The sequence below is a fragment of the Enterobacter sp. JS8-1 genome (assembly GCF_049187015.1).
Taxonomy (GTDB): domain Bacteria; phylum Pseudomonadota; class Gammaproteobacteria; order Enterobacterales; family Enterobacteriaceae; genus Enterobacter; species Enterobacter mori.
Genome location: NZ_CP185805.1, coordinates 2599579 through 2614502, shown reverse-complemented (window position 1 = coordinate 2614502; position 14924 = coordinate 2599579). Strand labels below are relative to the sequence as shown.

Below are 14924 nucleotides of genomic sequence, written 5' to 3'. Positions count from 1 at the left end.
TCTTACGTCAATGAATGGGACCGCTACCACCGAGGGGCGCTATGACGCTTAATGCAGTTGTATTTGATCTGGATGGCGTGATCACCGATACCGCTCATCTGCATTTCCTGGCCTGGCGTAGCGTGGCACAGGAGATTGGTATCACCATCGACGAGGTGTTCAACGAGCAACTAAAGGGAATTAGCCGCATGGATTCCCTGCAGCGGATCCTGCGGCACGGTGGAAAAGAGGGAACGTTTGACGACAAGCAATGCCTCGCGCTTGCCGGGAAGAAAAACGATCTCTATGTCCAGTCCCTGGCGTCGTTGACCCACGATTCGCTGCTTCCGGGTATCCGCGAAGTGCTGGCGGATATTCGCGTGGCGAAAATCAAAATTGGGCTGGCCTCCGTTTCCCTCAACGCCCCCGGCATATTACAGGCGTTGGGGATTCATAAGGCTTTTGATTTTTGCGCAGATGCTTCTCGTATTACCTGCTCAAAACCTGACCCGGAGATCTTCCTCGCTGCCTGCGCAGGGCTGAATGTCCGTCCTGAAGAGACCATCGGTATCGAAGATGCGGCGGCGGGTGTTGAAGCGATCAATGCGGCAGGGATGTTGTCGGTTGGGATTGGACCTGGCCTGAACCATGCGGGATTACAACTTCATTCAACGCGGGAACTGACCTGGAAATGCCTGACGGATTTCTGGGCGTCCCGGACGGCATTGATAAGGAATTAATAATGGCTCAACTGTCTCTGAAACACATTCAGAAAATCTACGATAACCAGGTCCACGTGGTGAAGGATTTCAACCTCGAAATTGAGGACAAGGAGTTCATCGTCTTCGTCGGGCCATCTGGCTGCGGTAAATCGACGACGCTGCGCATGATCGCCGGACTGGAGGAAATCAGCGCCGGTGAACTGGTGATAGACGGCGTCTGCATGAACGATGTCCCCGCCAAGTCTCGCGACATCGCGATGGTTTTCCAGAACTATGCGCTTTATCCCCATATGACGGTCTACGACAACATGGCGTTTGGCCTGAAGATGCAGAAAATCGCGCCTGCGGTTATCGAAGAGCGCGTTAACTGGGCGGCTCAAATCCTGGGATTGCGTGAGTATCTCAAGCGTAAACCTGGCGCGTTGTCCGGCGGTCAGCGGCAGCGTGTGGCATTAGGCAGGGCGATAGTGCGCGAAGCCGGTGTCTTCCTGATGGATGAACCGCTTTCTAACCTCGACGCCAAGCTTCGCGTGCAGATGCGCGCTGAAATCAGCAAGCTGCACCAGAAACTCAATACCACGATGATTTACGTGACCCACGATCAGACGGAAGCGATGACGATGGCCACACGCATCGTGATTTTGAAGGACGGCTTTATTCAGCAGGTGGGGGCACCGAAGCAGGTGTATAACGAGCCCGCGAATATGTTTGTCGCCGGGTTCATTGGTTCACCCGCCATGAACTTCATTCGCGGGGCGTTAGACGACCGTTATTTTGTGACAGAAACGCTGCGTCTGGAAATCCCGGAAGAGACGCTTGCGGCACTCAACGCCGCGGGCTATCAGCGTAAAGCCGTGGTGTTTGGGATCCGACCGGAAGATATTCTGACGCTTCAGCGACAGGGGGAAGACATCGCCGCGAAAGTGAGCGTAGCCGAGTTGACGGGGGCGGAGTTTATGCTTTATGCCACCGTCGGCGGGCATGAACTGGTTGTCCGGGCGGGAGCAGCAAATGATTATGCCGCAGGGGATACCATCGGCATCCAGTTTGATATGAATAAGTGCCATTTCTTCGACGCGGATACCGAAGCGGCTATTAGATAAGAAAGGTGTTTGCCGGAAATGCAAATTTCCGGTTTTTTTGTTTGTTAATTATAAAGGAATATTTTAATGAGTACTCTACTACGAAGTGCTGCGCTCGTGCTGTGCGCAGGGGTTAGCTGCGCGCAAGCCGAAGAAACAGCAAAACACTGGGAATTTAATATCGGTGCAATGTATGAAATTGAAAACGTCGAAGGTCAGGGCGACGATAAAGATGGTTTATATGAACCCTCCGTCTGGTTTAACGCCACCTGGGATGCGTGGACAATTTCGATGGCGATGTATCAGGAAGGGCCAGTTGATTACAGCAGTATGACCCGTGGAACCTATTTCGACCGTCCTGAATTAGAATTGCGCTATCGCTTTATTGGAACGGATGATTTTACACTCGGCCTGACGGGTGGTTTCCGTAATTATGGATACCACTTCAAAGATGAAAAGGGGGCGAAAGATGGCAGCGCTAATATGCAGCGCTATAAAATTCAGCCTGACTGGGATATTAAATTAACCGATGACTGGCGTTTTGGCGGCTGGTTTGCCATGTATCAGTTTGCCAATGACCTGGAAAAAACCGGTTATGCTGACAGCCGTGTCGAAACCGAAACGGGCTTTACCTGGACCATCAACGAAACCTTTGCGGCTAAAGTGAATTACTATTTAGAGCGCGGTTTCAATATGGACAGTTCACGTGATAACGGCGAGTTTTCGACGCAGGAAATTCGTGCGTATCTGCCCATTTCATTAGGTCAGACGACGCTTACGCCTTATACCCGCCTTGGGCTTGATCGCTGGTCGAACTGGGACTGGCAGGACGATCCTGAGCGTGAAGGACATGATTTCAACCGACTCGGTCTCCTCTACGCTTACGATTTCAACAATGGTTTATCCATGACGCTGGAATACGCCTATGAGTGGGAAAACCATGATGAAGGTGAAAGCGACCGCTTCCACTATGCGGGCGTTGGCGTGAATTACGCATTTTGATCGACACAATACCAGGGGCTAACCGCCCCTGGTATTACCGTAGGGAGGCTGCAAGTGAAAAATGGGTATCAACGAGTACCTTTTGTGGCGCAGGATGACCGGCGATACGCTTAAACAGCAGATCGCAACTCTCTTCGCCCAGCTTGCGGGTAGGAATATCAAAGCCTCCAGGTGCAGGCGTGAGAATGAGTGACAGCATCGGATCGCTGTATCCCGCAACCACAACCTGCTCTGGGATCATCAGGTTTAACTCATCCGCCGCGCGATAAAGACCAAGTAACTTCATGCTGTCAGTCGCAAATACCGCGTCAGGCGGCGTGGTAGAGGACAATAATTGAATGGCCGCAGTAAGCGCGCTCTCGTGTGTATACCCGCCATCGATGATCCAGTCTGGATTAATAGCAATGTTATTCTTTTCCAGACTGGCTTTATAGCCTGAAAGACGATCGATAGAAACATGATAATCAAGCGGCGCATGCAGGCAGGCAATTTTATGCCGTCCGTTTTTAATAAAATTATCTGTTAGCGTGGCACTGTCATGAAAATTATCCGTGTCGACGGAGTAAATATTCGTAAAATCGCCTTCCACTTTACCGATGACGACTACCGGTACGCCATACGCATCCAGGGTAGTAAAAAAAGATTCATCGGCCGGTGAACTCAGCATAATGATCCCTTTAATCATTTTTTGCTTTATTTTGTTCACACATTTTAGCAGGTCATCTTCACTGCTTTTAGACGTCTGCAAAATAACGTCAAAACCTTCTTCTTCAGCTTTTGCCGTAATGGTATGAAGTACATCAGAGAAGAAAGGGTTACCGGCAGTCGTTTTGGTTGAACGCGTTGAAATTACCATAATGGCGTCGAAGCCAGAAGAGGTCAGGGCGCGGGCAAGTTTGTTGGGCTGATAATTTAATTCGTCAATCGCCTTCAACACTTTGTCACGCGCTTCAGGAGAAATATTCGTTTGTTTATTCAGAACGCGCGACACGGTTGATTTTGAAACGCCAGCAACCCGGGCGATATCATAGATAGTGGGTGACATACACCTCTCACTCCAGACAAACAGCAATGCCGTTCATCTTACTGGAGAGAAAACGGCAATAGCAATAAATAAGAATTGATAATCAACGATCTGCCCCCATTTATTGTATTCTGAAGCCATGCATTTCAGGTTTCCACGCAATGAAGGACGGCGATGAAGCGACTTAAAAACGAACTCAACTCTCTGGTGAACCGCGGTGTGGATCGCCATCTGCGTCTGGCGGTGACGGGACTCAGCCGCAGCGGCAAAACGGCGTTCATCACGGCGATGGTGAACCAACTGCTGAATCTGCACGCCGGGGCACGCCTGCCGCTGCTAAGCGCCGTGCGCGAAGAGCGTTTGCTGGGCGTTAAGCGCGTGCCTCAGCGCGACTTCGGCATTCCTCGTTTTACCTATGATGAAGGGTTGGCACAGCTTTATGGCGACCCGCCGACATGGCCGACGCCGACGCGCGGCGTGAGTGAAATTCGCCTTGCGCTCCGTTTTCGCTCCAATGAATCCCTCATGCGCCACTTCAAGGATACGTCGACGCTCTATCTGGAAATTGTGGATTACCCTGGTGAGTGGCTGCTTGATTTGCCAATGCTGGCCCAGGATTATCTGACGTGGTCCCGCCAGATGACGGGATTATTGCAGGGGCAACGTGCCGGGTGGTCGGCAAAATGGCGACAGCTGTGCGAGGGGTTAGATCCCCTGGCCCCTGCGGATGAAAACCGGCTGGCAACGATTGCCGAGGCCTGGACGGCGTATTTGCATCAGTGCAAACAGGAAGGGCTGCATTTCATCCAGCCAGGTCGTTTTGTTCTGCCGGGAGACTTAGCGGGGGCACCAGCACTGCAGTTCTTCCCCTGGCCGGATGTGGATGCATACGGGGAATCAAAGCTGGCGCAAGCCGACAAGCACACCAACGCCGGGATGCTGCGCGAGCGCTACAATTACTACTGCGAAAAAGTGGTTAAAGGTTTCTACAAAAATCATTTTTTACGTTTCGACCGCCAGATCGTGCTGGTGGACTGCCTTCAGCCGCTCAACAGCGGACCGCAGGCGTTTAACGATATGCGCCTTGCGCTGACGCAACTGATGCAAAGTTTTCATTATGGACAGCGCACGCTGTTCCGCCGTCTGTTCTCGCCGGTGATCGATAAACTGCTTTTTGCCGCCACCAAGGCCGACCACGTGACGGTCGATCAGCATGCCAATTTGGTCTCGCTGCTGCAGCAGCTGGTGCAGGATGCCTGGCAGAACGCTGCGTTTGAAGGGATCGGTATGGACTGCCTCGGGCTGGCCTCGGTACAGGCGACACAGAGCGGGTTGATAGACGTTAATGGCGAAAAGATCCCTGCACTGCGGGGCAACCGTCTCAGCGACGGTGAACCGTTGACCGTCTATCCGGGAGAGGTACCGGCTCGTCTGCCGGGGCAGGCATTTTGGCAAAATCAGGGCTTCCAGTTCGAAGCCTTCCGGCCACAAACCATGAGCGTCGATCGGCCGTTACCGCACATTCGTCTGGATGCGGCTCTGGAATTTTTGATTGGAGATAAATTGCGATGACGGAACCGTTAAAACCGCGCATTGACTTTACCGGGACGCTTGAGAAAGAGCATCAGGAGGCGTTTAAAACGGCGCAAACCTTTAACGGCGCGCAGGCTGATAACTTTGCTCCAGTGCTGACTGAAGAGCCCAGCGTCGAGGACGGTCCGGCTGAAGCGGTGGTTGAAGCGGCCTTACGCCCGAAACGTAGCCTGTGGCGGAAGATGGTCACTGCCGGGCTGGCGTTATTTGGCGTAAGCGTGGTGGGTCAGGGCGTTCAGTGGACGATCAACGCCTGGCAAACCCAGGACTGGGTTGCCCTGGGTGGATGTGCTGCGGGTGCGCTGATTGTGGGGGCGGGTGTCGGGTCGGTTGCTACCGAGTGGCGGCGTCTGTGGCGTTTACGACAGCGCGCACACGAGCGAGATATCGCCCGGGATCTGCTTCACAGCCACGGCACGGGGAAGGGCCGGGACTTCTGTGAGAAACTGGCCGCACAGGCCGGTATAGACAAGTCGCACCCGGCGCTTCAGCGCTGGTATGCCGCCATTCATGAGACTCAGAACGATCGTGAAGTGGTGACGCTTTATTCCCACCTGGTGCAGCCGGTGCTGGATGCGCAGGCGCGACGTGAAATCAGCCGTTCGGCGGCGGAGTCCACGCTGATGATTGCCGTCAGTCCTCTGGCGCTGGTGGATATGGCATTTATCGCCTGGCGTAACCTGCGTTTGATTAACCGTATTGCAAATCTGTACGGCATCGAACTGGGCTATTACAGCCGTCTGCGCCTGTTCAAGCTGGTGCTGCTGAATATCGCGTTTGCCGGTGCCAGTGAGCTGGTTCGTGAAGTGGGTATGGACTGGATGTCACAAGATCTGGCGGCGCGTCTGTCCGCACGTGCTGCTCAGGGGATTGGTGCCGGTTTGCTGACTGCTCGTTTGGGTATCAAAGCAATGGAAGTATGCCGTCCGCTGCCCTGGTTCGATGGTGATAAGCCTCGTCTGGGCGATTTCCGTCGTGAGCTCATTGGGCAACTGAAAGATACGCTCAATAAGAAACTGACCCCGTAAAGGCCTTGCTTACTATTCGTGCTGGCTGTCAATATTTGTTGACAGCCACCTTCCAGAATACCGTGATCTGACATATCATTTTAGCGTTAATGGCTAAGAATGGTGAATTTCCCATGCGTCTGGAAGTCTTTTGTGAGGACCGTCTCGGTCTGACCCGCGAGTTACTCGATCTTCTTGTTTTACGTAGCATTGATTTACGTGGCATTGAGATCGATCCTGTCGGGCGAATTTACCTCAATTTTGCCGAAATTGAATTCAACACCTTCAGTAGCCTGATGGGGGAAATCCGCCGTATCGCTGGCGTTACGGATGTCCGTACCATCCCCTGGATGCCGTCAGAGCGAGAGCACCTGGCGCTGAGCGCGCTGCTGGAAGCCATGCCTGAACCTTTCTTGTCTCTCGACTTGAAAAGTAAAGTTGAGCGCGTGAATCTGGCGAGCTGCCAGCTTTTTGCGCAGAGTCAGGAGAAACTCAGCAATCATCACGCTACGCAGCTGATCCCCGGCTTTAACTTCCAGCGCTGGCTGGACAGTAACCCGCAAAACACCCACAGCGAACATGTCGTCATTAACGGGCAAAATTTCCTGATGGAGATCACGCCTGTCTACCTGAAAGGGGAAAACGACAGTCGTGTCCTCACGGGGGCCGTGATCATGCTGCGTTCCACCGTCCGTATGGGACGCCAACTGCAGAATATTTCCAGCCAGGACGTCGGCGCATTCAGCCAGATTATTGCCATCAGCCCGAAAATGCGTCATGTGGTCGATCAGGCACGTAAGCTTGCCAGTTTGACGGCACCCTTGCTGATAACGGGGGACACGGGAACGGGGAAAGATTTACTCGCGCATGCCGTACATATGGCCAGCCCGCGGGCGGCAAAACCTTACCTGGCACTGAACTGCGCGTCGATCCCTGAAGATGCCGTTGAAAGTGAACTGTTTGGCCATGCGCCGGAAGGGAAAAAAGGATTCTTCGAACAGGCCAACGGCGGTTCGGTCCTGCTGGATGAAATCGGCGAGATGTCTGCGCGGATGCAGGCTAAGCTGCTTCGTTTCCTGAACGACGGTACCTTCCGTCGCGTGGGTGAGGACCATGAAGTCCACGTCGACGTTCGCGTCATTTGCGCCACCCAGAAAAACCTGGTGGAGCTGGTGCAAAAGGGGGTGTTCAGGGAAGATCTCTATTATCGTCTGAACGTGCTGACGCTTAACATCCCGCCGCTGCGCGATTGTCCGCAAGACATCATCCCGCTGACGGAACTGTTTGTGGCCCGCTTTGCAGATGAGCAGGGGGTGCCGCGTCCGAAGCTTTCTGCCGATCTGGGCACGGTGCTGACGCGCTACGGCTGGCCGGGCAATATTCGTCAGTTGAAAAACGCCGTGTATCGTGCATTGACTCAACTGGAAGGATACGAGCTGCGGCCTCAGGATATCCTGTTGCCGGATTACGATGCCGGGACGGTGTCGGTAGGTGAAGAGGCGATGGAAGGCTCGCTCGACGATATCACCAGTCGTTTTGAGCGCTCTGTGCTGACGCAGCTGTATCGTAGCTATCCAAGCACACGCAAGCTGGCCAAGCGGCTTGGGGTGTCACATACCGCGATTGCGAATAAGCTACGTGAGTATGGGCTGAACCATAAGAAAGGCGACGAATAAAAGCAAAAGCCTCCGCAGGGAGGCTTTTGAATATCCACTTATTCCTTCGCGATTGGGGTGGCAACGAGGTCTGGTTTTGTCTCACCCTGAATCGCCGCGATCCTGTTTTCCACCGCTTTCACCTGATCCTGGTTATGAAGCAGGGTATAGGTGAGATCGAACTGCGTACTTGCGCCAGGTTCCAGCTGCTTAACGCGTTTCTGCTCGCGTTCAATCGTGACCGGATAGGCGTAGCTGGTACCGGGTTCAATACCCGTGACATAGCCTTGCTTCAACGTGTCGGTATTTTTCCACAATGTCAGAACCGGCAACTGGCGAGTATCAAACTGAATTGATGCCCCTTTATCACCCGCTTTGTTGACCACCGCAGCAAGCGTCTGGCGATCTTTGTCAGCCAGCGGCGTGATATTAAAGACCATCTCATCAAACCCTTTTGTCGGACCGGCATAGGTTTGCCAGCCGTTCAGACCCGCTTTGGCGTAATCGTTAAATGGACTCACGCTGGCGGCCGGAGCCAGGAAGCGAGCGCCTTCTTCAAGGATCGGTGTGCCAAAGTTGCTGTGGTAGATGATTTGATAGTCGTGCGGGTAGTCAGCATGGTTGGTCAGGACATCATGCAGGCTGAACTGGTTGCTTCCGGGAACATAACGCAGTTCGGTCATCGTTTGCAGGTCGGCTTTTTTGAAGGTGCTCTCTTTAATCAGACCGCGAATGCGGATTTCATGCGGTGCAGCATCAGCGACCTCGACTTCAACCTGAGATACCGGCGTATTCCCCGCCTTACCGTGCAGCGTGTAAATCTGCCCGTCCGCTGTTACCGGGTGGCCTGTCCACTCATAGCCGCAGCGAACCATCATTTCGTTGAAACCTTCCAGCCAGCCGAGTCCATTTCGACTTTCCAGATTGATAAATGCCGGGTTAACGACCTCTTTAACCGGAGAGTCCCAGCCCATTCTTGACCCAAAACCCTCAACGCGCAGTAAATTCATACCACGAGTTGGACTCAACGTTATTGTCAGGCCATTTTTACTGCTAATAACAATAATTTTGCTGCCTTCCTGCTTACCGCCGTGGAGAACTTTTTGTTCGATGCTGAAGTTCGGCCCTTTAGCGTTCAGCTCATCACTCGAAATTCGCCAGTTTCCTTTTTCCACACCGCTTTCAGCGCTTGTCAGCACCCATGTTTTTGCCGAGACATGACCCGAAATCAGTACTGCAACCACCGTCAACGCCAGTTTAATTTTCATATTTATCCCTTTTTGCTGAAACGATTATTTGAATACGTCAGCAAATCTAATGTTTAGAGGGGAGGGGAAATGTGATGCGGTTCACTGGTGAGAAAATAACGGCTTTTTTACCTGAAAAATGAGATTTAACTCTCCTGTTTGTTTATCTACTAAACATTATTTACATGAAAAGTGTGAGTTAAAAGTATTTATGCCTTAACGATTCAGCAATTCTGGCAATAAAAAACCCCGCGACGCGAGGTTTCAGGACAATGCTAAGCTTTAAAGAATGCTAAGCAATCATTATGCTTTCAGGGCGTCCAGCGCAGCGGTGTAATCCGGCTCGGTGGTGATTTCGTTTACCAGTTCACTGAAAACAACGTTGTCGTTTTCGTCGATGACCAGAACTGCACGTGCCGCCAGGCCTTTCAGGGCGCCTTCAGAAATGCCAACGCCGTATTTCTCCAGGAAATCAGGGCTGCGCAGGGTAGAAAGGGTAATGACGTTGCTCAGACCTTCAGCGCCGCAGAAGCGAGACTGGGCAAACGGCAGGTCAGCGGAAATGCACAGCACCACGGTGTTGTCCATTTCTGTTGCCAGTTGGTTGAATTTACGCACGGATGCGGCACAAACGCCGGTATCGATGCTTGGGAAAATGTTCAGGACTTTGAGCTTGCCAGCAAACTGGCTCAACGTGACGTCAGACAGATCTTTAGCCACCAGCGTAAAAGCCTGCGCCTTGTTACCCACCTGCGGAATGGCACCTGCAACAGTGACCGGGTTGCCCTGGAAATGAACGAGTTGTGACATAGATATCTTCCTGTTTACATATAGTTAACGTCGGGGCTAGTGTATGCCATCCGCGGATAACACGGCAAACCAATTTTTATGCCTTACCGGGCTACAAGGAGTCAGTGATGAGAAGCGTAAAGGTTTATGAAGAAGCCTGGCCATTGCATACCCCGTTTGTGATCTCCCGCGGCAGTCGCAGTGAAGCCTGCGTCGTGGTGGTCGAAATAGAGGAGGAGGGCATTAAGGGGGTAGGTGAATGCACGCCTTATCCTCGTTACGGCGAGAGCCTTGCTTCGGTTATGGCCCAGATCATGACCCTGGTGCCCGATCTGCAAACGGGTCTTACCCGCGAGGCGTTACAACAGCGACTGCCCGCCGGGGCAGCGCGCAACGCGATTGACTGCGCGCTGTGGAGCCTGGAGGCCGCGCAGCGGCAGACAACCTTGCCCTCGCACCTGGGGATTACGTTGCCGGGGGCGGTGGTGACCGCGCAGACGGTCGTTATTGGTGAACCAGAACAGATGGCGGCCAGTGCAAAAGCGCTCTACGACTCCGGTGCGACGTTATTAAAGATTAAGCTCGACGATCGATTAATCAGTGAACGGATGGTTGCCATTCGTGCGGCCGTGCCGCAGGCAACGCTGATTGTGGATGCGAATGAATCCTGGCATAGTGAGGGACTGGCCGCACGCTGTCAGCTGCTGGCCGATCTTGACGTTGCCATGCTTGAACAACCCTTACCGGCGCACGAGGATGCCGCGCTGGCGAATTTTATTCATCCTCTTCCCGTCTGTGCGGATGAAAGTTGCCACACCCGCGACAGCCTGGACAGCCTTAAAGGCCGCTATGAGATGGTTAATATTAAGCTCGACAAAACGGGCGGATTAACCGAAGCGCTTGCGCTGGCAAAAGCGGCGCAGGAGCAGGGATTTACCCTCATGCTGGGATGCATGTTATGCACATCCCGGGCGATTGGCGCTGCGCTGCCGCTGGCAAATCAAGTGCGTTTTGCCGATCTCGATGGCCCGACATGGCTGGCGGTTGACGTCTCACCCGCGCTGAATTTTACCACGGGCGTGCTTCACCTCTGAGGTTCCCACCGCAGAAGCTCTGTCATCGCCTTGAGATACTTTTCGCTGGCTTCATCAGACGAGATAGGCGGGAATTCTGCGGTGATACAATGCAGCCCCAGGTCAGCGCACCAGCTGCCGAACGAACCTGGTGTTTCGTAACCCACGCTGGTCACAAGCGGAAGGGCAAATGCCTCAGCCAGCCACTGGCCCAGCGCCGTATGGTGCGGATCTTCGATACAGGCCAGCGGATCGTGGAACGAAACAACCCAGGCCGGGTGGATCTTATGAATGAGCTGGCATAACGCCTGCGTCTCCGGCTCCGAGCCGGGGGTGTCTCCCGTCAGCAGGACCACATCGCGCTCTTCAATGGAGCTGTTCCAGCGATACACCGTCTCACCGGCGCGCCAGTTTGCTGCCGGAAAATTACGGTTTAAGTCAATCCCCCTCGCATTGGCACGCAACCCAAGCTGACAGCCATCCGGATTGACGGTCAAAATCACGTGATGACGCCGCAGTTCGGGAGTCAGTGTCCTCAGCGCGCACGACAGCGTGACAATGGATGAATTCTCATCGCCGTGCGTACCGGCAATGATCAGACCGCTGTTACGATCGGCCTCCGGGGCAGGAAACCAGATCAAAGATGCACCAAAAAAAGAACGGCCATATTGCTCAGCGCCAGGCGGAAAAGCACCACGTTGCGCTCTTGGTCGGGTGATTGTCATACGAAATCCTGATAAAAATGTCTCTATTGGCAGTGTTGTGCAAAACTTGCTGTTTATCAAATAGTTTCCGTGTTAGCGGAAAATTGCCAGATATCAACTTTCCGGATGAAGGTATTTGCTTTTCTCATTTGTGAAACAAATAATTACGCATCTGCTGGTTATCTGAATTCAATCAAGGGGATCTTATGAAGCATCCTGTTTCGCGTCTCTGTACTGCACTCTGGCTGTGCGGACTTTCTTCACTTTCGTACGCTGCTGATGTGCCGCAGGGCACTGTTCTGGCGCAAAAACAGGAACTGGTGAGACACATTAAAGACGAACCGGCTTCGCTCGATCCGGCTAAGGCCGTAGGTTTGCCTGAAATTCAGGTGATCCGTGACCTTTATGAAGGCCTGGTGAATCAGAATGAAAAAGGGGAACTGACCCCCGGCGTGGCAACGCGCTGGCAGAGCAACGATAACCGCGTCTGGACCTTCACGCTGCGAGATAACGCCCGATGGTCTGACGGCACGCCCGTGACGGCGCAGGATTTTGTCTACAGCTGGCAGCGTCTGGTTGACCCAAAAACCACCTCACCGTTTGCGTGGTTTGCGGCGCTGGCGGGTATCAACAACGCGCAGGTGATTATCGATGGTAAAGCCGCGCCTGATACGCTTGGCGTTACGGCAGTCGATGCCAAAACGTTGCGCGTACAGCTGGATAAGCCACTGCCCTGGTTCAGCAACCTGACGGCTAACTTTGCGTTTTATCCAGTCCAGAAAGCCAATGTTGAGAGTGGTAAAGAGTGGACGCGTCCGGGCAGCCTTGTGGGGAACGGTGCGTATGTGCTGAAAGATCGTGTGGTCAACGAGAAGCTGGTGGTGGAGCCGAATGAACACTACTGGGATAACGCCAAAACGGTGCTAAAAAAAGTCACTTTTGTGCCCATTAACCAGGAGTCTTCAGCCACAAAACGTTATCTGGCTGGCGATATTGATATCACCGAGTCGTTCCCAAAAAATATGTATCAGAAGCTGCTGAAGGATATTCCGGGGCAGGTGTATACGCCGCCGCAGCTGGGCACCTATTACTATGCATTCAACACGCAGAAAGGCCCAACGGCTGATGCCCGCGTGCGCCTGGCGCTGAGCATGACAATCGACAGGCGTATTATGGCGGAAAAAGTGCTGGGTACAGGTGAAAAACCAGCCTGGCACTTCACTCCTGACGTCACGGCAGGTTTTACGCCGGAGACATCGCCTTTTGAGCAGATGTCGCAGCAGGAGTTAAACGCACAAGCAAGGACGCTTTTGCAGGCAGCAGGTTACGGTCCGCAGCGTCCGCTGAAGCTAACTCTGCTGTACAACACATCAGAAAACCACCAGAAAATTGCCATCGCCGTGGCATCAATGTGGAAGAAGAACCTGGGTGTGGATGTCAAATTGCAAAACCAGGAGTGGAAAACTTACATTGACAGCCGCAACACCGGTAATTTTGATGTGATCCGCGCGTCGTGGGTAGGGGATTACAACGAGCCCTCCACGTTCCTTTCGCTGCTGACCTCAACCCACAGCGGCAATATTTCCCGTTTCAAGGACCCGGCTTACGACAAGATTATCAATCAGGCGACGCTTGAAACCACCGAGAAAGCGCGTAACGAAGATTACAACATGGCGGAAAAAATCCTGACCGAGAAAGCCCCGATAGCCCCGATTTATCAGTATACCAATGGACGTTTGATCAAGCCGTGGGTGAAAGGTTATCCGATTAATAACCCCGAAGACGTAGCCTATAGCCGGACGATGTATATCGAAAAGCACTGATCATTGCCTGTTAGCCTAAGGCTATTACCGCTAAACTTGAACTGGCGCGCTTACAGCGCCAGTCTCTTTATTTGACCCTCTCCCGCCGCAACGACCTCCGACGAATGGTACCCAGCAATTAAGTCTGGGGGATTCTATTATGATGTTTTTATATTGACAGTCGCGCCACAAATGGAATAAACCTTTCGTTGACTCTTACGAACTATTACTATCAGGCATCTGAGGTACGATTGCTATTTGGAAAAGTCTTCGTCTGAATAATATATTCATGGCCCGAATGATAAGCATATTTTTATTAGGTTCTCGGCATTATTTCTTATCCAGTATTGGACTTTTTTATTGCTGATACTTTTAAGAAAATTATCGTGCTGTTATTTTGGGATTCAGAAATCTCTCAAGCATAAGGGTATCTGCCGCTGTATTTATTCATTGATTTATATCAATAATCTGCGTGTTCTTTGATATAAAGGGGATGTTTTCATCGCGAGTGGATTTTAATTTCACTCTTTCGTAAATAAAGTTAATGCTGTGTATGATTTTTGTTTTAATTGTGTTGTGTGTTAATCGTTTGTGGATGAAAATTCTTAATAAAAGTCTTATATCAGATTTATGATCTGTTTAGTTGATCTTGGGTGGTGTTTTGTTCTACTATGGATTTGTAAAGAAACGTCGTTATTTTCAACAAACATTCCTTAAGGAAAGGGACCGCTATGGCCGATACGTTCCAGAACGAGGTGCCGAAGGCACGCATAAATTTAAAGTTGGCTCTGCACACTGGTGGCGCACAAAAGAAAGTCGAACTGCCGCTTAAACTCCTCACCGTCGGTGATTTCAGTAATGGCAAAGAGAGCCGGTCATTATCTGAAAGAGAGAAAATTAACGTCAACAAAAATAACTTCAATAGTGTACTTTCAGAATTTAACCCGGAAGTGAATCTCACCGTGCAAAATACGCTGGCCGGAGATGGCTCGGAAGAAAGTGTGAAGCTGAGTTTTTCCGATATTAAAGATTTCGAGCCGGAACAAGTTGCCCGCCAGATACCTCAGCTCCGCGCCATGCTGGCGATGCGTAATTTATTACGCGACCTCAAGTCCAATCTTCTTGATAACGCCACTTTCAGAAAAGAGCTCGAGAAAATTCTTAAAGACCCGGCGCTGTCTCAGGAATTACGCGACGAAATGAGTGCACTGGCCCCGAAATAAGCGGCGTGCGTTATTTAATGGA

The 14924-nt window shown here is 52.1% G+C and carries 13 protein-coding genes; 9 read left to right on the top strand and 4 right to left on the bottom strand.

The features are described 5' to 3' along the window. Positions 1-41: 41 nt before the first annotated feature. The 3 genes from pgmB (at position 42) to ACOQH0_RS12420 (ending at position 2785) form a co-directional block, all read left to right on the top strand. On the top strand, positions 42-719 hold the full coding sequence (gene pgmB / locus ACOQH0_RS12430; protein ID WP_421510469.1) for a beta-phosphoglucomutase: 678 nt from the start codon (positions 42-44) through the stop codon (positions 717-719). Positions 720-721: 2 nt separating this feature from the next. Further along, the gene (locus ACOQH0_RS12425) at positions 722-1804 is read left to right on the top strand and encodes an ABC transporter ATP-binding protein (protein ID WP_256459375.1); all 1083 of its coding nucleotides are present in this window, start codon (positions 722-724) and stop codon (positions 1802-1804) included. Positions 1805-1870: 66 nt separating this feature from the next. Further along, positions 1871-2785 carry an OmpG family monomeric porin gene (locus ACOQH0_RS12420; RefSeq protein ID WP_421510468.1) on the top strand — a complete coding sequence of 305 codons (915 nt, stop codon included), beginning with the start codon at positions 1871-1873 and terminating at the stop codon, positions 2783-2785. A gap of 34 nt (positions 2786-2819) precedes the next feature. On the opposite strand, the gene ACOQH0_RS12415 is transcribed toward ACOQH0_RS12420, so the two are convergent. Then, on the bottom strand, positions 2820-3830 hold the full coding sequence (locus tag ACOQH0_RS12415) for a LacI family DNA-binding transcriptional regulator (RefSeq protein WP_108417766.1): 1011 nt from the start codon (positions 3828-3830) through the stop codon (positions 2820-2822). Between the two features lie 153 nt (positions 3831-3983). Between ACOQH0_RS12415 and ACOQH0_RS12410 the strand changes: the two genes are divergently transcribed. The 3 genes from ACOQH0_RS12410 to tyrR all read left to right on the top strand — a co-directional run bounded on the left by ACOQH0_RS12410 (position 3984) and on the right by tyrR (position 8085). Next, positions 3984-5381, top strand: a complete 1398-nt coding sequence (locus tag ACOQH0_RS12410) for a YcjX family protein (protein WP_042714924.1) — start codon at positions 3984-3986, stop codon at positions 5379-5381. Then, positions 5378-6430: a TIGR01620 family protein gene (locus ACOQH0_RS12405; RefSeq protein ID WP_421510466.1), complete on the top strand. Its 1053-nt coding sequence runs from the start codon at positions 5378-5380 to the stop codon at positions 6428-6430. The genes ACOQH0_RS12410 and ACOQH0_RS12405 overlap by 4 nt, the downstream gene beginning before the upstream one ends. Positions 6431-6543: 113 nt before the next feature. Continuing rightward, the gene (gene tyrR, locus ACOQH0_RS12400) at positions 6544-8085 is read left to right on the top strand and encodes a transcriptional regulator TyrR (RefSeq protein ID WP_421510465.1); all 1542 of its coding nucleotides are present in this window, start codon (positions 6544-6546) and stop codon (positions 8083-8085) included. A gap of 38 nt (positions 8086-8123) precedes the next feature. Here the strand turns inward: tyrR and ACOQH0_RS12395 are convergent, their stop codons facing one another. Both ACOQH0_RS12395 and tpx read right to left on the bottom strand, forming a co-directional pair. Further along, a complete protein-coding gene (locus tag ACOQH0_RS12395) occupies positions 8124-9332 on the bottom strand; it encodes an aldose 1-epimerase family protein (RefSeq protein ID WP_421510464.1) in 1209 nt (402 codons plus the stop codon). A gap of 282 nt (positions 9333-9614) precedes the next feature. Then, positions 9615-10121 (bottom strand): thiol peroxidase, encoded by a 507-nt coding sequence (gene tpx / locus ACOQH0_RS12390; RefSeq protein WP_421510463.1) that lies wholly within the window; start codon positions 10119-10121, stop codon positions 9615-9617. A 107-nt stretch (positions 10122-10228) separates the two neighbouring features. Here tpx and ycjG point away from each other — a divergent pair, with 107 nt between their 5' ends. Further along, a complete protein-coding gene (gene ycjG / locus ACOQH0_RS12385; RefSeq protein WP_421510462.1) occupies positions 10229-11194 on the top strand; it encodes an L-Ala-D/L-Glu epimerase in 966 nt (321 codons plus the stop codon). On the opposite strand, the gene mpaA is transcribed toward ycjG, so the two are convergent. After that, a complete protein-coding gene (gene mpaA / locus ACOQH0_RS12380; protein ID WP_421510461.1) occupies positions 11185-11898 on the bottom strand; it encodes a murein tripeptide amidase MpaA in 714 nt (237 codons plus the stop codon). The two genes, ycjG and mpaA, sit on opposite strands and share 10 nt — an antisense overlap. Positions 11899-12083: 185 nt before the next feature. Between mpaA and ACOQH0_RS12375 the strand changes: the two genes are divergently transcribed. Both ACOQH0_RS12375 and tssB read left to right on the top strand, forming a co-directional pair. Further along, a complete protein-coding gene (locus ACOQH0_RS12375) occupies positions 12084-13700 on the top strand; it encodes a peptide ABC transporter substrate-binding protein (RefSeq protein ID WP_421510460.1) in 1617 nt (538 codons plus the stop codon). A gap of 710 nt (positions 13701-14410) precedes the next feature. Then, positions 14411-14902, top strand: coding sequence for a type VI secretion system contractile sheath small subunit (tssB, locus tag ACOQH0_RS12370; protein WP_421510458.1), 492 nt, complete (start codon positions 14411-14413; stop codon positions 14900-14902). Positions 14903-14924 lie beyond the last annotated feature (22 nt).